Raw genomic sequence first — 20,796 nt, forward strand, 5'->3', positions numbered from 1 at the left:
CCGGGACCCGGGCGGGCAAGGGGACGGCGCATGGCGATACCAAGGCTTCTGGTCGTGGACGACGACGGCGAGATGCGCGAGATGCTGGTGACCTTCCTGCAACGAAACGGGTTCATCGCCCTGCCCGCCGCCAGCGAGGCCGAAATCCTGGCGGTCCTGTCGCAGACGCGCGTCGACCTGATTCTGCTCGACGTCATGCTGGGCTGCGAAAACGGGGTGCAGATCTGCGCCCGGCTGCGGGCGGAACGGGACCTGCCGATCGTGCTGGTCTCGGCCCTGTCCGCCGACCAGCACCAGATGGCGGGCTACGAGGTCGGGGCCGACGACTATGTCGCCAAGCCCTTCAACCCCGAGATCCTGCTGGCCCGCATCCGCGCCGTGCTGCGCCGGGGCCGGCGGTCGCCCTCGCTGGGCTACCGGCGCACGGCGGCGGTCTGGCGGTTCGCCGGCTGGACCTATGACGGCAAGCGCGACGAGGTCACCTCGCCCTCGGGCTATCAGGTGCCGCTGTCGGGCCGGGAAAGCCGGCTGCTGAAGGTGCTGCTGGCCAATCCTCATGTGCCCCTGACGCGCGAGGAGATCGCGGCGGCGCTGGACGTCACCGGCGAGGGCGAGGCCGCCCCCGAGGCGCAGGGCCGCGCCATCGACGTGCTGGTGGGACGGTTGCGGTCCAAGATCGAGGCGAATCCGCGCCAGCCGCAGATGCTGCGCACCGAACGGGCGGTGGGCTATGTCTTCGGCGTCGATGTCGAGCGGATGGATGCCTGACCCGCAGCCCGGCCCTGACCCGCAGCCGCGCCCGGACCCGCCCCGCCCGCGCCGCTGGCGGCTGCCGCCCCGGCACCTGCCGACGCTGCGCGCCACCGGCACCGGCTGGGTGGCGCTGGCCTTTGCCGGCGGGCTGGCGGCGGGGCTGGTCTGGGCGGGGTCGCAAGCGGCCTGGCAGGCGCATCTGGCCCGGGCGCAGATCGCGGGGTTGACGCTGTTCGGCGCGGTGCAGGAGGGGCGCAACGACGTGCCGGGGGTGCGGATCGACCCGCTGAACCCGGTCGAGTCGGCGCTCGCCGCGGCGGGCGACTTCACCCGGCTGGGCGCGGCGGCGCACCGGCCGCTCGACACCGTGGTCACGATCCGCGCGCCGGCCGAAACCGGCGCGGGGGCCGGGCCGGGCGGGGGGCCGGGCGGGGGGCCGGTCGCCGGCAGCGGCGGGCGGCTGATGACCGTCGCGATCCTGTCGTCGCAGATCCGCTATCCCGTCTCGCGGCTCGACCTGTCGGACGGGATCGCCCCGGCCAGCCAGCTGGGCGCGATCGCGCGGCTGATGGCGGGGTTCTGCAGCGATCCGGCGGTGATCGTGCAGAATGCCGACGGACGCTGGTTCCGCGTCGACGGGGCACAGGTCTGGAACTGCGGCGCGGCCCCCGCCGACCTGCGCCTGATCGCGGCACTGATCGCGGCGCTGTCGCTGTCGGTCGCGCTGGCCAGCGTATCGGACGTTTCGGCGAAATTCGCGGCCTTCGCCGAGGCGCTGCACAGCCGCCGCCATCTGGGCGGCCCCGACAGCTACGAGGCGCGCGGCCCGGCGGAACTGCGCGACACGGTCCGCGCGGTGAACCGCTATCTGGAACGCGAACGGGCGGCGCTGGTCCGGCGGGCGGACATGCTGTCGGGCGTCAGCCACGACCTTGGCGCGCCCGCCACCCGGCTGCGCCTGCGCGCGGCGCTGATCGCCGACGAGGGCCTGCGCCGCAAGCTGGACGCCGATATCGACAGCATGACCGGGATGATCGACAGCGTGCTGGCCTATACCCGGTCGGAACAGAATGTCGAGGCGCCGCGCCGCCTGTCGCTGGCCGCGCTGGTCGAGGCGCTGGTGGCGGATTATCAGGACCTCGGCCGCCCCGTCGATCTGGCCGCGCCCGACCCCGAGGTGGTGGAGGGCGCGCCCTCGGTCCTGTCGGCGCGGCGGGGGCAGCATGTCCTGACCGAGGAACGGCGCGTGCTGGTGACGGCGCGGCCGATGGCGCTGAACCGGGCGGTGACCAACATCGTGGAAAACGCCATCCGCTATGGCCGGCGGGCGACTGTGCGGCTGACCGCCAGTTCGACCCACGCCACCATCGCCGTCGAGGACGAGGGCGGCGCCATGTCCCCGGACGAGATGGAGCGGCTGACAGCCCCGTTCCGGCGCGGCGTCAACGCCCCGCCCGGCACCGGCTTCGGGCTCGGCCTGACCATCGCGGCGGCGGTCGCCGAACAGCATGGCGGGCGGCTGGATTTCGACCGCGGGCCGCGCGGGCTGATCGTGCGGCTGACGATCGAGCGGGCCTGAGGCCCGGCGCGGCACCCCCGGCTGTGGCGCGGCTCGAAGCTGGCGTCCCGGCGGGTCTAGCTCACTGTTGGACCTGGTTCCGTGTCGACAGTCCGGAGCCCGATATAATCAAGCTTTTAGGTGACCGTTTATCGAGATGCCGCGAGCGGGCGCAGTCGCAAGGCGGCGTGATCCCGCAGGAAATGCGGAAGCGGAAGGGAGGACCGGAATTACAAGGGGTCGAGGGACGCCTCAGGCAGACGGTCCCTCGCCAATGGCACGGCTTGTCTATGCCCTCCGCGCCAGATGTTCTGACCACGAACAGCTTCCTGCGCCTCTCGTCATGACGCCCTGACCGCGCCCTCCGCGCCGGAAACAGCCAGGGCCAGCTTTTCGGCGATGTAGTCCAGCTCGTCCTGGGTCGCGTTGAACGGCGGGGCGACGATGACGTGATCGCCGGTCTTGCCGTCGATCGTGCCCCCATTCGGATAGAGCGCCAGCCCTTCGTCCAGTGCGGCGGCCTTGAGCCGGGCGGCGAAGTGAGCCTCGGCCGCGAAAGGGGTGCGGGTCGCCGGGTCGGCGAGGAACTCGATTCCCAGAAAATAGCCGCGGCCGCGAATCTCTCCGATGCAGGAATGCCCCTTCAGGGCCTGCACCAGCCGGTCGCGGAGCGGATCGGCGTTGGCGGCGACCCGCTCTACCAGCTCTTCCTCGCGGATGATGCGTTGCACTTCCAGTGCGCCGCGGGCCGCCAGCGGATGGGCCTGGTAGGTGTGACCGTGGACAAAGGCACCCGAATGTCCGGCCAGTACGTCATGCACGCGATCGTTGATCAGCATGGCGCCGATGGGCACGTAGCCGCCGCCGAGGCCCTTCGCAATGGTCTGTATGTCGGGCTGATAGCCTTCATACTCCCACGCATGGCGTCTGCCCGAACGGCCCATCCCGCACATGATCTCGTCCCCGATCATCAGGATGCCGTAGCGGTCGCAGACCTCGCGCAGGGCGGCAAAATAGCCGGGCGTCGCGGTGACGCAGCCGGACGTGGCGCCAACGATGGTCTCGGCCACGAATGCCGCGACACTCCCGGGACCGAGGCGCAGGATCTCGTCCTCCAGCTCCTGCGCCAGACGGGCGACATAGGCGGCGTCGTCTTCCTGCGCGCCCTGGTAATGGTAGGGGAAGCAGGGAGAGACGTGGCTGACGGAGTCCCACAGCACCGGCTCGTAGATCGAGCGGCGGGCGGGGTGGCCGCCGACGGACAGCGCCCCGAAGGTGTTGCCATGATAGCTTTGCCGGCGGGAAATGAAGCGGGTGCGTCCGGGCTCGCCGCGCTCGACATGGTACTGCAGCGCCATTTTCAACGCGCTTTCCATGGCTTCGGAACCGGATGAGACGAAGAAGGCGCGGGCGAAGGAACCGTCATCCGTCAGCAGTGCGGCCAGTTCCTCGGCAGGCTCCGAGGTGAAGAACAGCGTATGGATGTAGGCCAGCTTTGCCGCCTGTTCGCCGATCGCGGCCGCGACGCGCTTGTTCCCATGACCGATGCAGGTGACCGCGGCGCCGCCGGCAGCGTCGAGGACGCGACCACCCGCCTTCAGGTTGAGCCAGCTGCCCTCCCCCGACAGGGCAGTCTCGAATGTTTCGCGGGTACTGCGGTGAAGAACGCGGGTCATGCCTGTGCCTCTTGAGATGTGATGCGCCAACCGGGGAGGCCCGGGGCAGCGGTGACGAGGGGGGAAAAGCCCGCAGGCGTCTCGCCGTCCGTCGGGATCGCCAGTTCCAGCACCCGGCCGTTCAGCGACAGGCGGCAGATGCGGGCGGCCCCGCCCGTCTCGACGCCGAGCAGTTCGGCGCGCTGGCTGCCGGCCAGCAGGCGGGTCGCGGCGGCCAGCGCCCGGCCGGGCAGGCGCGGATTCCAGAGCCGGTCATAGAGGCCAAAGCCCGGGAAATAGGAGCGGTCGACATCCGCTGGCCGGTCGAGGAAGACCGTGAGGGGCGTGGTCTTCGCCAGCACGGCAGCCTCCACGACGCGGGCGGCGACCTGTGCCTCGGTTCGCTGGACGAGTCCCGGGTGTTCGCCGCCCAGCGTGACATGGAGCGATGCGGGGACGTCCATGCGGGCGGCAAAGTCGGCGATCTTCCGGCCATCCGTCAGCACATCCTGGAATTCGGCGAGGCGGAAGCAGTAGCCGAGGTCGAGCGCCGCGCCGGTTTCGGCGTGGAACGTCGCGAGCAGGCCGAACTCAGAGATGTCGAAGCCGAAGGTCACCGTGTAGCTGGCACCCACCGAGACTTCGCGGTGATCCGAGGCCGAAACGGTACATGCGACCGTCAGCGGGCCCTTCCAGACCTGGCGAAAGGCGGTCAGCGCAGCCGTGAGTTCAGCAATCCTGCGCCAGGGGAGGATCACTTCCAGCGCGGCTGCGGCGGGAAGGGACGCTGCCTTCGCGGCAAGGGCGTCGGAGGGGACGCCCAGGGAAAAGAAGGTGAAGCGGTAGCCCATCTGGCCCAGATCCTCGGCGCGCCGGAGGTACAGCGGGTCGTCCAGATCCGTCAGGGGCGCGCGCAGATCGCGGGTGCCCATCTCCTGCAGGGCGAGAAGCGGATAGTCGTTGCGCTGGCGGCGTCGGGTGAATTCCTCGATCGGGCCGTTCAGGGGGATGATCCCCGGCTCTGCCCAGGCATGGCGCAGCTGCAGTCCGGGCAGGCCTTCGGACCGAAATTTAGGGTGGTTCCGCGGGGCCGTTTCCATGGCGGCATCCGCCGGCATCTCGCTTCGGTGGATGTGAACGACATGGCCTTCCTCGAAGATCTCGACCATGGCCCATCCGAGCTTGGCGGTATCGTTGCGCCCGCCTTCCATGCCACCGTCGTTGTCCGGTGCGACACTGGCCAGTTCGGCATAGTCCTGCCGCACGAAGGAAGGAGAGGGCAGGATGTGGAACTCGGTCGGACCGAGGACGTGATGGAAGAAATTGTGGACATGGCCCGCGAAGACGGCCTCGACCGCGTAGGCCTCCAGCAGTCCGAGAAGCCTCGTGCGGCCCTCAGGTTCGATGTTGTCGTAAAGGGATCCCTCGTCCGGCTGCCCCATGAACACGGGATAATGCGTGGCCAGGAACAGGCGGCGATCCTGATGGGCGGAGAGCTCGCGCTCCAGCCAGTCCCATTGCTCTGCTTCCTGCGGCAGGCCCGACCCGATGAGCGAGGCGTTGATGATCAACGTCCGCACCGGCCCCAGGTCGAAAGCGGACCAGTTCGGCCGCACGAGCTTGTCGAAAAGGGCCACGGTGGCCTCGTCAATGCCATGTGCCGGGGTGACGAAGGCCAGCTTGTCGCCCACGTCGTGATTGCCGGGCGCGATATGGATTGTCAGGTCGAACGGCGCCATCAGCCGCGCGGCGAAGCGGCTGACCTCGGGGTATGTGGGTTCCTGCGGCAGCGGATTTACCACGTCGCCCATATGCAGCACACAGTCGGGCTTCGCCGCCGCGATCTGTTCCAGCACGCGCAGGGTGCGGGCGTTGGCCTGGCGGTTGATGCCGGGCGTCAACCTGACCGGTGCCTCCTCGACCGGGCAGCGCGGCAACCAGCGGCAGATCGACATCCGTGGCATGGGGCCGGAAAACACCCTGATCCTGATCGACGGCAAGCCGGTGCTGTCGCGCACCTCGGTCAGGATGGGCCGCGGCGGCGAGCGCGATACGCGGGGCGATTCCAACTGGGTTCCGGCGGAACTGATCGAGCGGATCGAGGTGATCCGCGGCCCGGCGGCGGCGCGCTACGGTTCGGGTGCCGCCGGTGGCGTGGTCAACATCATCACCAAGACCCCGGAAGACGACCTGTGGCAGTTCGGCGTCCACTACAACCAGCCCGAAAGCGGGCTGGAGGGCAGCACGCGGCGCGCGAACGTGCTGTGGGAAAAGCGGCTGGCCCAGAACCTGTCGCTGCGCCTGACCGGCAACTACAACGAATCCGAGGCGGACGACGAGTCGCTGAACGAGGCGGTCTGCGACGACGACGCCACGACCTGCAGCTATTCGGCGCCGCCGGAAGGCGTGGTCAACAGGGATGGCACGGTCCGCCTGCGCTGGACGCCCACGGGCAGCGACACCTTCGACTTCGACATCGGCTATTCGCGGCAGGGCAACCTGTTTTCCGGCGACAACCAGCTTGGCAGCATCAATACTGTGGCCGAGCCCGGATCGGAAACCAACGTCGTGCGCCGCGGCACGCTGGCCGTCACCCATTCCGGCGACTATTCCTGGGGCGAGCTGAACAGCTATGTCCAGTACGAGAACACCAACAACAAGCGCCTGACCGAGGGCGCGGCCGGCGGCGGCGAGGGCGCGATCAACTCGACCGACGACTACGACCGGTCGATCCTCGACATCGTGTCGGGCAAGTCCGAGGCCATCGTCGACAGCACGGTGCTGGGCCGCGAGGCAAAGCTGACCTTCGGGGCGGAACTGCGCTATGAACGGCTGGACCTCGACGGTTACAACTCGTTCGCGTCCACCGCCTTCGATCCCGACGCCGACCCCGATCCGGTCACCACGCAGAACAATGTCGGGTTCTATGCCGAGGCCAATATCCTGTGGACCGACCGGCTGACGCTGACGCCGTCGCTGCGGATGGACTATGTCGACAGTTTCGGCACCAACCTGTCGGGCGGCCTGAACGCCACCTTCCGGCTGTCGGAGGCCTGGACGATCAACGGCGGCGTCGCGCGCGCCTTCAAGTCGCCGAACCTGTATCAGCTGTCGGAAAGCTACGTCTACACGACCATGGGCAACGGCTGCCCCTATCCCTATACCGGCGACGGGCCGTGCTATGTGCTGGGCAACGAGGATCTGGACCCCGAAACCTCGATCAACACCGAGATCGGCGTCGCCTATTCCGGCCTGAACGGGATCAACGCGACGCTGACCTACTTCCACAACGACTATAACGACAAGATCCAGTCGGGCACGGACCAGGTGGGCTACATCACCTATAACGGCACCGACTATCGGGTCTATCAGTGGGAAAACATTCCCGACTCGGTCGTCGAGGGCCTGGAAGGCAGCTTCTCGATGCCGATCGGCGAGACGCTGGCCCTGACCGTCAACGCCACCTACATGATCAAGTCGGAACAGACGCTGGACCTGCCGGCGGGGACCGACTCCTCGGGCGTCAGCTATCCGGCGGTGACGGTCGATGTGCCGCTGTCGCTGGTGCCGGAATACACGATCAACGCGCAGATCGACTGGCAGGCGACCGACCGGCTGACGATCACGCCGTCGCTGACCCATTACGGCGAGACCGAGGCGTCGGACTACAGCTCCACCACCGGCTATCCCGAGGACGATGCGGACCTGACCGACCGCGATCCCTACACGCTGGTCAACCTCGCCGCGAACTATGAATTCGACAATGGCGTTCGCCTGTCGGGCGGGGTGACCAACATCTTCGACGAACAGATCCTGCGGTCGGGCGATGGCGCGGAAAGCTACAACGAACCGGGCCGGGCCTTCTATCTGGGGCTGAACGCCTCGTTCTGATCGGCTTGCGCGGCGATGACGGTGGCGCGCGGACCGGCGCGCCCCCGTTGTCATGCCTGGGGCACCGCCGGGCTACAGGCGGACATGCCGCCCCGGCGCCAGCGCCGACCCCAGCCGCGGCGCGGCGCGGAAGGGCAGGCGCTGCGCCTCGGCCCAGCGGTTGAAGGGCGCGGCATCCGCCGCCGTCCCGTCCTGGCGCAGCGGATGCGCGATCCCCGCCCACAGCAGCATCTGCAGCGCCTGATTGAGCAGTGCAGGACGCCCCGCGAAGGGCGGCACCCGTTCCAGCGCGCCGAAAGTCTGCGCACCCGCCGCCAGCGCCGTCAGCAGCGGCCCGAAGATTTCGGCCGCGCCCTCGACGGGGCCGATCCGGGTGTCGAAGGTCAGCCGGCCGGGTCCGGGCGCATCCGTCATGGCCGCCCAGGGGATCGACCGCATCCGCGCCAGATGCGCGGCATCGGCCAGCCCGGTGCCGGGGCGGCGATACAGGTCGATCCGCAGTGCCTGGTTCCGCGCGATGTCCTTCAACGTCTCGCGCCGGGCCGGATCGCGTTCCGCCGCCACCATGGGCAGGCAGGATCCGGGCAGCGACAGCGCGTCGATATTCTCGCAGGGCGTGGCGCTGCCGGCATAGGTCAGGCCCGCACCCCGCATCAGCGCCATCACCGCGCCGGCCGCCAGCGGCGTGAAGCACGGGTTGAGGTATTCATGCGCGACATAGCCCGGATCCTCGGCCAGCAGCGAGTCCAGCGTGGCAGAGGCATGGGGATGCAGGCGGAAGAAGCCCGCCTGCGCATCGCGCAAGCCGCGCAGCACCGCCAGCCCCGCAGCCACCGGATCGCGGGCATCGGCATGGGCGGCAAAGACCTGATGGAAGGCCGCGAAGGCCGCCCCGCCCGGCTGGGACATGTAGTGCAGCAGCACCACGCCGCCGGGCGCAAGCGCCCCGCCGACGAACCGGGCGACGGCCTGCCGCGTGGCGTCGTCCACCCAGGACAGCAGTCCGTGGCACAGGATCACGTCGAACGGACCCGGCGGCGGATCGAGTTGCGCCACGTCGGCACAGCGGAATTTCGCGGCAATCCCTGCCGCCGCGGCCGCCGCGCCCGCGATCTCGATATGCGCCGGATCGAGGTCGATGCCCGTCAGCCGGATCCGCGGGTCTGCGGCGGCCAGCGCCAGCGACCCCAGCCCCGTGCCGCAGCCCAGATCGCACAGCCGGACCGGCCCCCCGGCCGGAAAGGCCGGCGCATGGCCCAGGGCCGCCAGCACCGCGTCGATCCAGACCGGGGCATGTTCGCGGTGGTGGCGCGGCGGATAGCGCAGCCCGCCGGTGCGGTAGGCCGACGATGCGGGGTCGTTGGCGGACATGGGCCTTCCTCGTCTTGGGCGATGGCAGCGAAAAGGGCCGCGGAACTCTCCGCGGCCCCGGCATGCCGGAACGGGTCCGCGCCTCAGTTCGAGGCGGGCACCAGATGCCAGATGCGGTCGCCGTTCGGGTCGTTCTCGCCGCGCGACTTGTTGACGGCGTAGATGCCCTCGTCGGTCAGGGCCAGGTGGTTCGGATAGGTGCCGCCCTCGATATTGGCGACGATCTCGCCTTCCGCATTGACCGCGGTGATGGTGCCCGATCCGCGGTTGGCCACGATTGCCAGCCCGCTGGCCGGATCGAAGACCAAGTTCAGCGGCCCCGCGCCCACCGGCACGTCATGCAGAAGCGCGCCGTCTGCATCGAGGATCATCAGGTCGTCGCTCAGTTGCGAGACGACGAAGAACCGGCCGCTTTCGGCATCATGCGCGATGCCCGAGGCGCGGACGGCGCCCGGCAGCGGGATGATGCGGACCTCGCCGCTGTCGACGTCGATCACCGCCGCCTCGGGCGTGCGAAGGCTGACGGTGAAAAGCTGCCCCGCCTCTTCATCATAGGACATGCTCATCACGCCGAAATCCTCGCCCCGCACCTGCGACGCGATGGCGATGCTGTCGACCTTCTCCATCGTCGCGGTGTCGAAGACCTCGATGGTGTTGCGGGCGCCGGCGCCGGCGAAGGCGCGGTCCCGCCCTTCGTCCACCACCACGTCGCGCGCATGGGCGACCGCGCCCGGTTCGAACTGCTTGACCAGCGACAGGTCGTCCTGCCGGTAGACGGCCACGGTGTCCTGACGGGTATTGGTCGTCCAGACGGTGCCGTTCTCGTCATCGGCGGCGATGCCGTAGACGGAAAAGACGCCGCCCGGCTGACCGTCGGCACGGTCGGGGGCGGGCTCCGGCGACACCTGCGCCACGATTTCCAGCGTCTCGGGGTCGATCTTGACCAGCGACGAGTTCGCGACCGGCGGCCGGCCCACGGCGGCGGTGACGAACAGCGCATCCGAGGCCGCGCCATAGGCGACCTGATACAGCCCGCGGGTCACCGGCGCGCTTTTCACCTCGAACAGGTTCTCGCCCGACAGCGGCAGCTTCGGCGACACCTTCATCTCGACCACACCGGCACTGTCGGGGCCGGTGGTGACGACGACGATCGGCTGCAGGCCGGCCTCGGCCTCGGCATCCAGCGCATAGTCGAAGGTGAACTCGCCCTTGTCGTCGGCGGTCACGGGCGTCTCGGTCAGGGCCGTCGTGCCGCGCATCAGCGTCACGGACTGGCCCGGCACGAAGCCGCGGCCCGAGAAGACGACCGTCTCGCCGGCATAGACGGGCAGGCCCGGCTCCGCGCCCGCGGTCTGCACCTCGCCCACGAAGGCGGCGGGCCGGGTGAAGAGGGTGTCTGCGGCGGCGGCCGAGGCGAGGCCGATCAGCGCCGCGGCGGAAACGCCGGACAGGACATGGCGGCGGAACCGGGGAAGGTTTGACATGGGATTATCCAGATGATTGCGCGTTCTGGCATGCGGGCACGGCCCCTGCGGGGCAGCCTGCGGCTGGGGGCACCTTAAATACCCGATTATTTCTGTCAATAATGAATGCCGCCCCAGCGGGGCCGCAGCCCCGATGGCCGCAGCCCCCGTCGCGCCCTCTTCGCGACCCCGTCAGGCCAGATGCGTGCGGAACCAGTCGATGGTGCGGGTCCAGGCAAGCTCGGCCGCCGGCTCGTCATAGCGGGGGGTGGAATCGTTGTGGAAGCCGTGGTTCACGCCGGGATAGATATAGGCCTCATAGGTCTTGCCGGCCTCCTGCAGCGCCGCCTCATAGGCGGGCCAGCCCTCGTTGATCCGGGTGTCGAGTTCGGCATAGTGGATCAGCAGCGGCGCGTTGATCCGGGCCACGTCCGCGGCCTGCGGCTGGCGACCGTAGAAGGGCACCGCCGCCCCCAGGTCGGGGATCGCCACCGCCGCCGCATTCGCCACGCCGCCGCCATAGCAAAAGCCGGTGATGCCGACGCGGCCGGTCGTCGCCTCATGCGTCATCAGGACATCGACCGCGGCGAACATGTCGTTCATCAGCTTTTCCGGGTCGACCTGCGACTGCAACTCGCGGCCCTTCTCGTCATTGCCCGGATAACCGCCGACCGAGGTCAGCCCGTCGGGTGCCAGCGCGACGAAGCCCGCCTTGGCGACGCGGCGTGCCACATCCTCGATATAGGGGTTGAGGCCGCGGTTTTCGTGCACCACCACCACGCCCGGCACCTTGCCCGCGGCATTGGCCGGGCGGACCAGATAGCCGCGCACCTCGCCATGCCCCTCGGGCGAGGGATAGGTGATATATTCCGGCAGGATCTCGGGGTCGGTGAACTCGACCTGCTGGGCCATCGCATAGTCGGGCGACATCTGCGACAGGATCGCGGCGGCGGTCAGCCCGCCCACGGCATAGGTCGCCGCGCGGTCGAGGAACTCGCGCTTGGTAATCCGGCCGTGGGCGTAATAGTCGTACAGTTCCAGCAGGTCGGGGTGAAAGTCCTTCGCGGTCAGACGGGTCATCCTGGGGCTCCGGCATCGGGGGTTCAGGTGTGGCCCGGCCGGGCGGGAAGGACGGCACGGCCGGCAGGGGCGGCGGGTGGGGGGCGCCTTGCGCGCCCGCACCCGTCACCTTCCGGGGCCTCGACGATTCTGGCAATTCCGGCGGGCAGCGGATGCCCGGACCCCGCGCAATCGTGATGCCCGGGCCGCCGGGGATCAGTCGAACTTCTCGGTCGCGTCGGCCTGACCCTGCACCCAATAGCCCGAGGCGCGCAGCCATTCCTTCGGGTGGCCGCGCTCTTCCAGCAGATGCGCGCGCAGCTGCCGCACCACGCCCCCCTCGGCCGCGAGCCAGACGAAGGTGCCGGGCGGCAGCGCGATGTCGCGCAGCGCCGCCAGCAGCGGCGCGGCGTCGGCCGGGTCGGTCCGGTGCACCCAGACCGCGCGATGCCGGGCGGCGGTTTCGATCCGCTGTTCGTCCTGCGGTCCGGGCACCGCCACGAGGCTGGTCACCGGCACGCCGGCCGCCATCTCCTCGATCCGCCGCCCGATCGAGGGCAGCGCGGTTTCGTCCCCGATCAGCAGCCACTGCGCGATGGGGCCGGAGATGATCTGCGATCCGCGCGGGCCGCCGATCTCCAGCAGGTCGCCGGGGCGGGCGTTCATCGCCCAGACCGTGGCGGGGCCGGCCTCGTGCAGCGCGAAGTCCAGCACCAGCCGGCGCGCCCCGGTGTCATAGCGGCGGGGGGTATAGTCGCGCATCGCCGTCCCGCCCGCGCCGTCGGGGACGAAGACCTTGATGTGGTCGCCGGGCGACAGCGACTGAAAATCGGCCAGGTCCGGGCCTTCCAGCGTCAGGCGCAGCATGGCGGGGGTGATGCGGTCGCAGGCGGTCACCGTCAGCTGGCGGCGGCGGGTGTCGAAGCGGCGGCGTTCGATGCTGGGCAGGGCGGTCCCTGCCGGACGGTTTGCGGTCATGGTCGGTCCTCGGGCTGTGCCGGCGCGCCCGTGGTCGCCGGCAATGATCCGTTCGCTGCCGCATCGGGGCGGTGGCTGATGCCATCCAGATATATCTTGATTTACGATATATCCAGACCCATCTTGCCGGTATGATGAAAAACATGACGAGACTCAGGATGAAGATGATGTGGGGACGCGGCGGTCCGCGGGGCAGGGCCTTCGGCGCCGAAGATGGGCACGGGGGCGGGCATGGCCACGGGCACGGGGCGGGCCGTGGGCGCGGCCACCGGGAACGCGGTCGCGACGGCGGGCCCTGCGACGGCCGCGGCGAACGGGGTGAGCGGGGCCGCCGGGGCAGCCGCCGCCTGTTCGACTATGGCGAGATGCGGCTTCTGCTGCTGGCGATGATCGCGCAGCGGCCGCGCCACGGCTATGAGCTGATCAAGGAGATCGAGGAGCGTTTCGGCGGCGGCTATACCCCCAGCCCCGGGGTGATCTACCCGACGCTCGCCTGGCTGGACGACATGGGCTATGCCCGGATCGAGACCGAAGGCGAGGATCGCGGCGGGCGCAAGCTCTACCGGCTGACCGCCGAGGGCGAGTCCTTCCTGCAGGCGAACCGCGCGGCGGCCGAGGAACTGCTGGTCCGCCGCGCCCCGCAACGGCCCGGCCTGCCCGACCCGGTGGCCGAGGCGATGCAGCGGCTGAAGGCGGCGCTGGCCGCGCGCTATGGCACCGAGGCCCCGGGCGCCGAAGACCGGGACCCGGAGGACAGCGCCGCGGCGCAGGAGCGGATCGCCGCGGCCATCGCGGCGGCGGCGGCGGCGGTCGAGGCCGGCTGACCGGCGCGGGCCGGGGATCGGCTGTCCGGCAGTCACGAAACTGTCGCATCGCGCCCTTATCCCCGGCCCGACCGATCCGTCCCCCGCCCGGCCGCAGCGGCCGTCCTGCCCGCAAGGCGCTGGCGGGGACGCCAATTCCCCGAACCGGGCCGCGCCCGCCGGAGGCAGCCGCATGGCCGATATCGAGCTTTCCCGCGTTTCGCGCCTGTTCGCGGGCACCCGCGCCGTCGACGAGGTGTCGCTGACCATCCCGTCCGGGACGTTCTTCGCGCTGCTCGGGCCCTCGGGCTGCGGCAAGACCACGCTGCTGCGGCTGCTGGCGGGGCTCGACCGGCCGGATGCGGGCCGCATCGCCATCGGCGGGCGGGTCGTGGCCGATGACGGCGCCTTCGTCGGGCCGGAGGATCGCGGACTCGGCATGGTGTTCCAGTCCTATGCGCTGTGGCCGCACATGACCGTGGCCGGCAACATCCGCTTCGGCCTGCGGGTCAAGGGTCTGCCTCGCGCGGAAGAGCGCAGCCGCATCGCCGAGGCGCTGGAGATGGTGGGCCTGACCGGGATGGAGACGCGCCGCCCGCATCAGCTGTCGGGCGGCCAGCGGCAGCGGGTGGCGCTGGCGCGCAGCCTTGCCACGCGGCCGGCGCTGATCCTGCTGGATGAACCGCTCGCCAATCTCGACGCGCATCTGCGGGGGGTGATGCTGTCCGAATTCCGGCGCATTCATGCGGCCTCGGGCACCACCTTCGTCTTCGTCACCCATGACCAGGACGAGGCCATGGCGGTGGCGGGGCTGGTGGGCGTGATGGACAAGGGGCGGCTGGAACAGGTGGCCCCGCCCGAACAGCTTTACCGCCAGCCGGCGACACCGATGGTCGCCCGCTTCGTCGGGCAGGGGCGCACGTTGCCGGTGACGGTGATCGGGCGCGAGGGCGACTTGTGCCGCCTGCGCCTGCAGGGCCGGGACCATCTGCTGCCGGGCCTGCCCGAGGCCGGGCCGGGGCCGGGCTGGCTGTGCCTGCGGGCGCGCGACCTGTCGGTGGCGGCGGGCGGCGGGTTGCGCGCCCGGGTGCTCGATCACCGCTTTCAGGGCGGCGCCCATGCGGTGACCGCGATGCTGGAGGATGCCGGTTCCGGCGATGCAGGGGGCGAGGTCGACCTGCTGATGACCGCCGCGCCGCGGCCGGGCGAGGTGCTGGACCTGGCGCTGACCGGCGGATGGGTCCTGCCGCGCGTGGCCGTCGGGGATGACGCGCCCGCGGCCCTGCGCGCGCTGGCCGTGGCCTGATCCGCATGCGCCTGACCGCCCTGTCCGGCTTCGGCAGCAAGGGACCGGCCTGTTTCCTGCTGGACACGGGCGGGCGGCGGCTGCTGCTGGACCTCGGGCGCGGGCCCGACGGCGATGCCTTGCCCGATCTGGCCGGGGTGGGGCGGGTCGACGGCATCCTGATCTCGCACGGGCATGTGGACCATACCGGCGGGCTGCATCTGGCGGGGGGGCCGGGCGATCCGCCGGTCTTCGCCCCGGAACCGGCGATCGCGCTGGCCCGCGACGGCGGGCTTGCGGCGGCGCACCCGCTGGATCGGGCGGGGGCGGCGCTCGGGCTGCGGATCGACCTCGGCCCCGCCGGCCATGCGCCGGGCGCCTGCTGGATGCGGATCGGCGGGCCGGAGGGCCTCGTCTATACCGGCGACCTGTCGCAGGAGAGCAGCCTTTACCGCGCCACCCTGCCGCCGCCGGCGCGGGCGCTGGTCTTCGACGCCTCCTATGGCGATGCCGACGAGCCCTTGCCGGCGCAGGTCGCGGGCCTGCTGGCGCTGGCGGCGGCGGGGCCGCTGCTGCTGCCCGCGCCGGCCGGGGGGCGGGGGCTGGAAATGGCGCTGACCTTCCGCGCGGCGGGGCACGAGGTGGCGATCTGCCCGGCGCATCGCATGGTGGCCGAGGCGATGGTCGCCCGCCCCGGCTGGCTGGCACCGGGCGGGGCCGCGGCGCTGGCCGACCTGCTGTCAGGGGCGCGACCGCTGGCGCCGGATGGTCCTGTGCGGGGCGTGATGATCGCCGCCGGCCCGAATGCCGAACGCGGGGTGGCGGGGGCGCTGGCGCCCCGGCTGCTGGCCGAGGGCACGGGGCGGGTGGTATTCACCGGGCATCTGGCCGAGGGCACGCCCGCGCCGGGCTGGGTGGCCGGCGGCGGGGCGCTGTTCCGCCGCTGGAACGTGCATCCGACGCTGACCGGGATGCGCGCGATCCTGGACGCGGTCTCCCCCGACACGGCGATGCCCGCCTTCTGTGCGCCCGCCGCGCAGCGGGCGCTGGCCGCCCTGATCCCGAACCTGACCGCGGCGCGAGAGATGACATGGTGATCCCGCTCTTCGACCGGCCCTTCCTGTTCCTGCGCCATGGCGAGACGGCCGACAATGCCGCGAACCGGATCGGCGGATCGACCGACAGCCCGCTGACCGCGCGGGGGCTGGCGCAGGCCGAGGCGGCGGCACGGGTGCTGCGCCACCATCCCGTTGCCGCGATCTGGCATTCGCCGCTGATCCGGGCGGCGCAGACGGCGGCGACGGTGGCGCGGGTCACCGGCGCGCCGCTGGTGCCGCTGGCGGGGCTGGCGGAACGGAACTGGGGCGCGTGGGAAGGACAGGACAGGTCGATCCTTGTCCGCGATGCCACCCCGCCCGGCGGCGAGGGGCCAAAGACGTTCCGTGACCGCATCCGGACCGCGCTGGCCGCCATCGCCCCGCCCTTCCCGGTGCTGATCGTGGCGCATTCCGGCACGGGGCGCGAAATCCACGCCGCGCTGACGGCCGAACCGCTCGAACGTCTGGAGAACGCCGTGCCGGTGATCTGGCAGCGCAGGGAGGATGGTCACTGGACCTGCACGAAACTGTCACCCGTCTGTCAAACGCAGCCGCTAGGCCCCAGCCATTCCCAAGGATGAGGATCCCCATGACCGCGTATCAGCTTTCCCTGGCCGCCCTGCTGGCCGCCGGCCTGACCGCCGGCGCCGCCGTCGCGCAAGAGAACAAGATCACCGTCTATACCTCGCAGCCGCAGGACCAGATGGCCGCCGTGGTCGAGGCGTTCAACAAGGATCATCCGGAAATCGAGGTGGAGGTGTTCCGTACCGGCACCACCGAGCTGATGGCGAAGCTCGCCGCCGAGTTCGAGGCCGGCTCGACCCCCGCCGACGTGATGCTGATCGCCGATGCGGTGGCGATGACCCAGCTGAAGAACGACGACCGGCTTTATGCCTATACCGACGCGCCGCTCGAGGGCATCCCCGAGGCGGTGGTCGATGCCGACCGCACCTTCTTCGGCACCAAGCTGATCACCACCGGCATCGTCTACAACACCGACATGGTGTCCGAGGCGCCGACCAGCTGGGCCGACCTGGCCGCCCCCGAGGTCGCGGGCAGCCTGATCATGCCGAGCCCGCTCTATTCCGGGGCGGCGGTGATCCATGTCGGCACCATGGTGCAGCAGCCGGAATTCGGCTGGGACTGGTACGAGACGCTGGCCGATAACGGCGCGGTCGCGGGCCAGGGCAACGGCACGGTGATCGAGGCCGTGGCGCGCGGCGAGAAGGCCTATGGCATCATCATCGAATACATGGCGCTGAACGCCAAGGCCAAGGGCTCGCCCGTCGATTTCGTCTTCCCCGAGGAAGGCGTCTCGTCGATCACCCAGCCGGTCGCGATCCTGAAGGACAGCGACGCGATCGAGGCGGCGAAGGTCTTCGTGGACTGGCAGCTGTCGAAGACGGCGCAGGAACAGTCGGTGGCGCAGGGCTACTTCCCGATCGTCGCCGGCGTGGCCCAGCCCGAGGGCTATCCGGACCCGGCGACGCTGACGCTGCTGCCCGCCGATGCCGGCCAGATGCTGGAAGAGGATCAGGCGAACAAGGAGATGTTCGCGGAAATCTATGGCGGCTGACACCGCCCTTCGCCTGAACCGCCGGGGCGGCGAGCATCTGCTCGTCGCCCTGATCGCATTCTACCTGCTGGCGGTCTCGGTCTGGCCGCTGGCGCGCCTGTTCGTCGAGGCGCTGGCGCCGGGCGACGACGGCCGCCCGCTGGGCCTGATGACCGAGGTGCTGGCCGCGCGGTCCACCAGCCGGGCCTTCTGGAACACGCTCTCGGCCTCGGCCGGGTCGGTGGCGATCTCGGCGGTGCTGGGGCTGGGACTGGCGCTGGTCACCGGGCTGTTCGCGCTGCGCGGGCGGGTGGCGATGACCTTCCTGATCCTGTCGCCGCTGCTGATCCCGTCGCAGACGATGGCGCTGGCCTGGATCGAGCTGACGGGCAGTTCCTCGCCCATCCTCCGGCCGCTGGGGCTGGCCCCGCCGCCGGGCACCACCAATCCCATCTATTCCGGCGGCGGCATCGCCCTGCTGATGGGGATCGAGCATATGCCGCTGGTGTTTCTGGCCGTGCGCGCGGCGCTGCTGGCCCTGCCCGGCGACCTCGTCGAGGCGGCGCGCGTCGCCGGGGCCCGGCGGGCACGGATCGTCGCCGCCGTGCTGCTGCCGCTGGTCCTGCCCGCGGCGCTGGCCGGATCGGTTCTGGCCTTCGCGGCGGCGGTGGGGAATTTCGGCGTGCCGGCCCTTCTGGGCATTCCCGGCCGGTTCCCGATGCTGACCACGCTGATCTACCAGCGGCTGAACGGGTTCGGCCCGGCGATGGCGGGGCAGGTGGCGGTGCTGGCGCTGATCCTCGTCGCGCTGGCGCTGGCGGCGCTGGCGCTGCGGTCGCTGCTGCTGGCGCGGCTGTCGGTGCCGGTGGGCAGCGGCGCCGCGATGACGCCTTTCGAGGCCGGGCGCTGGCGCCTGCCCATCGAGGCCGGGGTCTGGCTGGTGCTGGTGGTGATCGGCGTTGCGCCGATGCTGGCGCTGACCGGAACGGCCCTGTCGCCCGCGCTCGGCGTGCCGTTGACCGCCGAGACGCTGACCTTTGCCAACTTCTCCGATGTCCTGTCCAACCCGGCGGTGCGCCGTGCCTTCGGCAATTCGCTGTCGCTGTCGCTGGCGGCGGCGATCCTCTGCGCGCTGGTGGCGGTGCCCTTCGCCTTTGCGCGCGTGGTGCTGCGCAACCCGGTGGCGCGCGGGCTCGACTGGCTGGCCGACGGTCCCTGGGTGGTGCCGGGCACGGTGGTGGCGCTGGCGATGATCCTGGCCTTCCTGCCGCCGCGGCCGCTGATCGGGTCGCTCTACGGCACGATGGCGATCCTGCTGGTGGCCTATCTGGCGCGGTTCCTGCCGCTGGTGCTGCGCCCGGTGGTGGCGGCGGCGGAAACGCTCGACCCGGCGCTGGACGAGGCCGCGCGCATCTTCGGCGCGGGCGCGGCCCGGCGGGTGCTGGCGATCCTCGCCCCAGCCGTCTTTCCCGCCGCCGCGGCCGGGGCGCTGCTGATCGTGATGACGGCGCTGAACGAACTGACGCTGTCGGCGCTGCTGTGGTCCAGCGGCAAGGAAACGCTGGGCGTTATGGTCTTCGCGCTGCAATACGAGGGCAATTCCACCGCCGCCGCCGCGGTGTCGGTGCTGTCGGTCGGCATGGTTCTGGCGCTGGTGCTGGCCATCGACCGGCTGGCGCCGTGGCTGCCGCCCGGCACGCTGCCCTGGCGCGTGGTGCCGCGCTGAAGGCCCGCCGCGGCGAGATGATCGACACCGCCGCGCCGCTGTCCTAGCGTGGCGCCACCCGCGAACGGAGATCCCATGACCCGCATCCTCGGCCTGTCCGGCAGCCTGCGCGCCGCCTCGTTCAACACCGGGCTTCTGCGCGCCGCCGCCGAAGCCGCGCCCGAGGGCGTCACCCTCGACGCCCGCACCCTGCAGGGCGTGCCGCTGTATGACGGCGATCTGGAACGCGACGCGGGCGTTCCCCCCGCCGTCGCCGCGCTGAAAGAGGCGCTGGCGGAGGCAGACGGGCTGCTGCTGGTGACGCCCGAATACAACAACGGCATTCCCGGCGTCTTCAAGAACGCCATCGACTGGATGAGCCGCCCGCCCGGCGGCACCGACCTGTTCCGGGGCAAGCCGGTCGCGGTGATCGGCGCCTCGCCGGGCGGCTTCGGCACGATGCTGGCGCAGAACATGTGGCTGCCGGTGCTGCGGACGCTGGGCAGCCGGCCCTGGTTCGAGGGCCGGCTGATGGTGTCGCGCGCCGGGGGCCTGTTCGATGCCGGGGGCAACCTGACCGATGCCGAGACGCAGCAGCGGCTGGCGGCCTTCGTCGCGGGCTTCGCCGGGTTCGTGCGGGGCGCCGCATGACCGGCCGGCCCGGGGTCGTGGTGACCGTTCCGTTGCCGCACGCGGCGATGGCGCGGCTGGCGGCCGAGTTCGACCTGCCGGTGCCGCCCCCCGCGACCGGACGGATGCCGCGGGAGGAGATGCTGTCGGCGCTGGAGCGCACCGGCGCGGGCGGGCTGGTGCTGAACGGGACGGTGCCGCTGGACGGCGCCACGATCGCGCGGCTGCCCGCGACGCTGAAGATCGCGGCCTCGACCTCGGCGGGCTACGACCATATCGACCTCGACGCCGCGCGGGCGCGGGGGCTGATCGTCACCAATGTCCCGGGCATCCAGGACGAGGCAGTGGCCGAATTCGCCTTCCTGCTGATGCTGGCGGCGGCGCGGCGCCTGCCGGAATACGGCCGCATCCTGCAGGAGGGCTGGGGACGGCACATCGACTTCAACGCGATGCTGGGCACGAGCCTGTCGGGGCGGCGGCTCGGCATTCTCGGGATGGGCGGCATCGGGCGGGCGCTGGCCCGGCGGGCGCGTGCCTTCGGGATGCCGATCCTCTATCACAACCGCCATCCGCTGCCCGAGGCGATGGCCGAGGGCGCGACCTATGTCCCGGTGCTGGAGGAATTGCTGCCGCAGGTCGATGTGCTCAGCCTGCATGCGCCGCTGACCGCCGAGACCGAGGGGCTGATCGACGCGCGGCGGATCGCGCTGCTGCCGAAGGGGGCGATCCTGATCAACACCGCGCGCGGCGGGCTGGTCGAGGACGAGGCGCTGATCGCGGCGCTGACCTCGGGCCATCTGCGCGCGGCGGGGCTCGATGTGTTCCGCGGCGAGCCGTCGCCCGATCCGCGCTATGCCCGGCTTCCCAACGTGGTGCTGGCCCCGCATCTGGCCAGCGCCACCGAAGAGACGCGGACGGCGATGGCCATGCACAGCCTCGACAACGTGGCGGCGGTCCTGTCGGGGCGCCCCCCCCTGACGCCGCTGTGACGGG

Annotated in this window: 17 protein-coding genes; 11 read left to right on the forward strand and 6 right to left on the reverse strand. The window is 70.9% G+C overall.

The genetic code is table 11. The annotated features are described in order from the left end of the window. Nucleotides 1–30 precede the first annotated feature (30 nt). Both EEY80_RS09925 and EEY80_RS20590 read left to right on the forward strand, forming a co-directional pair. Nucleotides 31–768, forward strand: coding sequence for a response regulator transcription factor (locus tag EEY80_RS09925; protein ID WP_126976415.1), 738 nt, complete (start codon nucleotides 31–33; stop codon nucleotides 766–768). After that, complete coding sequence (locus tag EEY80_RS20590) at nucleotides 761–2,332, forward strand: sensor histidine kinase (RefSeq protein WP_126976416.1); 1,572 nt, start codon at nucleotides 761–763, stop codon at nucleotides 2,330–2,332. The genes EEY80_RS09925 and EEY80_RS20590 overlap by 8 nt, the downstream gene beginning before the upstream one ends. A 320-nt stretch (nucleotides 2,333–2,652) precedes the next feature. On the opposite strand, the gene EEY80_RS09935 is transcribed toward EEY80_RS20590, so the two are convergent. Further along, nucleotides 2,653–3,987 (reverse strand): aspartate aminotransferase family protein, encoded by a 1,335-nt coding sequence (locus tag EEY80_RS09935; RefSeq protein ID WP_126976417.1) that lies wholly within the window; start codon nucleotides 3,985–3,987, stop codon nucleotides 2,653–2,655. After that, nucleotides 3,984–5,867, reverse strand: a complete 1,884-nt coding sequence (locus EEY80_RS09940) for a metallophosphoesterase family protein (RefSeq protein ID WP_164738214.1) — start codon at nucleotides 5,865–5,867, stop codon at nucleotides 3,984–3,986. The genes EEY80_RS09935 and EEY80_RS09940 overlap by 4 nt, the downstream gene beginning before the upstream one ends. On the opposite strand from EEY80_RS09940, the gene EEY80_RS09945 reads away from it, so the two are divergent. Next, complete coding sequence (locus EEY80_RS09945) at nucleotides 5,839–7,857, forward strand: FepA family TonB-dependent siderophore receptor (RefSeq protein ID WP_126976419.1); 2,019 nt, start codon at nucleotides 5,839–5,841, stop codon at nucleotides 7,855–7,857. The two genes, EEY80_RS09940 and EEY80_RS09945, sit on opposite strands and share 29 nt — an antisense overlap. A gap of 72 nt (nucleotides 7,858–7,929) precedes the next feature. Here the strand turns inward: EEY80_RS09945 and EEY80_RS09950 are convergent, their stop codons facing one another. The 4 genes from EEY80_RS09950 to EEY80_RS09965 all read right to left on the reverse strand — a co-directional run bounded on the left by EEY80_RS09950 (nucleotide 7,930) and on the right by EEY80_RS09965 (nucleotide 12,728). Then, nucleotides 7,930–9,228, reverse strand: coding sequence for a class I SAM-dependent methyltransferase (locus EEY80_RS09950; RefSeq protein WP_126976420.1), 1,299 nt, complete (start codon nucleotides 9,226–9,228; stop codon nucleotides 7,930–7,932). Nucleotides 9,229–9,311: 83 nt separating this feature from the next. After that, nucleotides 9,312–10,712: a beta-propeller fold lactonase family protein gene (locus tag EEY80_RS09955; RefSeq protein WP_126976421.1), complete on the reverse strand. Its 1,401-nt coding sequence runs from the start codon at nucleotides 10,710–10,712 to the stop codon at nucleotides 9,312–9,314. A gap of 171 nt (nucleotides 10,713–10,883) precedes the next feature. After that, entirely contained in the window at nucleotides 10,884–11,771 is an 888-nt protein-coding gene (gene yghX / locus EEY80_RS09960) for a YghX family hydrolase (protein ID WP_126976422.1), read from the reverse strand. A 195-nt stretch (nucleotides 11,772–11,966) separates the two neighbouring features. Further along, the gene (locus tag EEY80_RS09965; protein WP_126976423.1) at nucleotides 11,967–12,728 is read right to left on the reverse strand and encodes a siderophore-interacting protein; all 762 of its coding nucleotides are present in this window, start codon (nucleotides 12,726–12,728) and stop codon (nucleotides 11,967–11,969) included. A gap of 143 nt (nucleotides 12,729–12,871) precedes the next feature. On the opposite strand from EEY80_RS09965, the gene EEY80_RS09970 reads away from it, so the two are divergent. From EEY80_RS09970 to EEY80_RS10005, 8 genes are all read left to right on the forward strand, one after another. Beyond that, on the forward strand, nucleotides 12,872–13,552 hold the full coding sequence (locus tag EEY80_RS09970) for a PadR family transcriptional regulator (protein ID WP_235829780.1): 681 nt from the start codon (nucleotides 12,872–12,874) through the stop codon (nucleotides 13,550–13,552). Between the two features lie 172 nt (nucleotides 13,553–13,724). Further along, nucleotides 13,725–14,837, forward strand: coding sequence for an ABC transporter ATP-binding protein (locus tag EEY80_RS09975; protein ID WP_126976425.1), 1,113 nt, complete (start codon nucleotides 13,725–13,727; stop codon nucleotides 14,835–14,837). A 5-nt stretch (nucleotides 14,838–14,842) separates the two neighbouring features. Further along, the gene (locus EEY80_RS09980) at nucleotides 14,843–15,913 is read left to right on the forward strand and encodes an MBL fold metallo-hydrolase (RefSeq protein WP_126976426.1); all 1,071 of its coding nucleotides are present in this window, start codon (nucleotides 14,843–14,845) and stop codon (nucleotides 15,911–15,913) included. Continuing rightward, on the forward strand, nucleotides 15,907–16,494 hold the full coding sequence (locus tag EEY80_RS09985) for a histidine phosphatase family protein (protein WP_126976427.1): 588 nt from the start codon (nucleotides 15,907–15,909) through the stop codon (nucleotides 16,492–16,494). The genes EEY80_RS09980 and EEY80_RS09985 overlap by 7 nt, the downstream gene beginning before the upstream one ends. Nucleotides 16,495–16,502: 8 nt before the next feature. Next, nucleotides 16,503–17,489: an ABC transporter substrate-binding protein gene (locus EEY80_RS09990; RefSeq protein WP_126976428.1), complete on the forward strand. Its 987-nt coding sequence runs from the start codon at nucleotides 16,503–16,505 to the stop codon at nucleotides 17,487–17,489. Beyond that, nucleotides 17,479–19,194 (forward strand): ABC transporter permease, encoded by a 1,716-nt coding sequence (locus EEY80_RS09995; protein ID WP_126976429.1) that lies wholly within the window; start codon nucleotides 17,479–17,481, stop codon nucleotides 19,192–19,194. Before EEY80_RS09990 ends, EEY80_RS09995 begins: the two co-directional genes overlap by 11 nt. 75 nt (nucleotides 19,195–19,269) lie before the next feature. Next, nucleotides 19,270–19,824, forward strand: a complete 555-nt coding sequence (locus tag EEY80_RS10000; protein WP_126976430.1) for an NADPH-dependent FMN reductase — start codon at nucleotides 19,270–19,272, stop codon at nucleotides 19,822–19,824. Beyond that, nucleotides 19,821–20,792, forward strand: coding sequence for a 2-hydroxyacid dehydrogenase (locus tag EEY80_RS10005; protein WP_126976431.1), 972 nt, complete (start codon nucleotides 19,821–19,823; stop codon nucleotides 20,790–20,792). The genes EEY80_RS10000 and EEY80_RS10005 overlap by 4 nt, the downstream gene beginning before the upstream one ends. Nucleotides 20,793–20,796 lie beyond the last annotated feature (4 nt).

It is taken from the genome of Frigidibacter oleivorans, from assembly GCF_003993775.1.
GTDB lineage: Bacteria > Pseudomonadota > Alphaproteobacteria > Rhodobacterales > Rhodobacteraceae > Frigidibacter > Frigidibacter oleivorans.